Annotated in this window: 1 protein-coding gene; it reads right to left on the reverse strand. The window is 43.2% G+C overall.

Annotated features, from left to right (window positions below; translation table 11 throughout):
- Nucleotides 1-10: 10 nt before the first annotated feature.
- Nucleotides 11-1,336 (reverse strand): IS4 family transposase, encoded by a 1,326-nt coding sequence (locus tag H735_RS26285; RefSeq protein ID WP_042980635.1) that lies wholly within the window; start codon nt 1,334-1,336, stop codon nt 11-13.
- Between the last annotated feature and the right edge of the window lie 103 nt (nt 1,337-1,439).

A 1,439-nucleotide genomic window follows, 5' to 3' on the forward strand; every position in this document is an offset into this window, starting at 1 on the left:
CTAATGCCGTTCACTTAAGGTGAGCGGCATTGTTTTTTCTAGGGTATCGGCTAGGTTTTTTCTTCACTACTCTAGGGAAGGATCTTTCCCGTCTTGGCTCTAATATTAAACTCTCGCTTATTGAGTAAAAGTTCTGGAGTTGCCTAGGTATTGCTCCTGGTGACGAATATGGAAGACCGACTAGCAAGCGCATAATATGGGCTAATGCACCGTTGAAGCTTAGTTGGTATGGCAGGTAATCTCCATTCAACGTATGACACATTTGAACCATTTGATACCTGACCAAGTTATACGTTAGCAAGATACCCCAGAGCTCTTGCTTCACTAATTCTGGAAGTCGACTTCTTAATGTAAGCCGGTTACCAAGCATATATTGTTTTTGTTCTCTGTATCCGAGCTCAATTTCCCAGCGGTATCCATAAAGACCAACTATGTCTGATTTTGGGTAAAGCATTGGGTCGGTCATTGAGGTAAGAACATCATATGACTTGCCATTCTTGACCCTCGTGATTAGACGGACAACAACTTCACGTTCTAGCGTTGGCCATTTCTTGCGAGCTTGCGGGTTACTCTTCAGTTTAATGAGTTTATCTTGTCGACCAAGGGACTGAACGAGTTCATAATTTAATCCCTTTTTCATTGGGATGAGCCAATGTCGATTTACACCTTTAGTGCTCCACTCTTGAAGTAACCCAAGAGAGTAAAAGCCTTTATCGAAAAGGGTTAGACTGTTGTCAGGAGTCGTTTCTATTAGTTGCTCGGCCAGCGTCATTTCATTCACGGTATAACAGTCGAAAGCGCTGCCTGTGATTAGATGACTGCTTAGTTCCATCTGGCACACCATACGTAGCTGAGGGTACTGTGTTTCTTTACCATCACGATTGGTAGGCTTTGCAAAAGCCTCGGCGTTATCATCAGTATCCTCTGTTCGCCACAAAACCCCATCAACACCAAGCAGTGTGAGTCCGTTCCAGTTGGGTAGTCTTGCATGCTCAAACCAATGTCTTTGCGTACACTTAAAAAGAGCTTTAGCCGCGGATTCACCGAGATTTTTTCTACGCTGTGTTAATGCACTCGGGGCAACAAACGGTTTACCTGAACGGTCGATAATATCGAGCATATTAACGATATCAGCCATAGATTTGTCGTTATAAATAGCCATTCCGACCAACAGCCATGCCATCGATTCCAAAGTCAGTTTTCGCTTTCTAAGAGTGACTGTATCTGTCAGCTCATAGGCATCTTTGATTAGCTCAATCGGTAGGAGGTCTGCGAGAGTTTCGACTTCATTCGGTTTGTAGTTATTTATGATATCGAGGGCTTGAGAAACGTGCATAAAAAAATCCGCTAAACAGAGTCTATCGGATTTTTACACATTGGAAGGAGCATTCAATTGATCTGCCGATTAATGTTTAACTGATCGGCATTAGAGCCTAGAC

It is taken from the genome of Vibrio owensii CAIM 1854 = LMG 25443, assembly GCF_000817815.1.
Lineage (GTDB): Bacteria > Pseudomonadota > Gammaproteobacteria > Enterobacterales > Vibrionaceae > Vibrio > Vibrio owensii.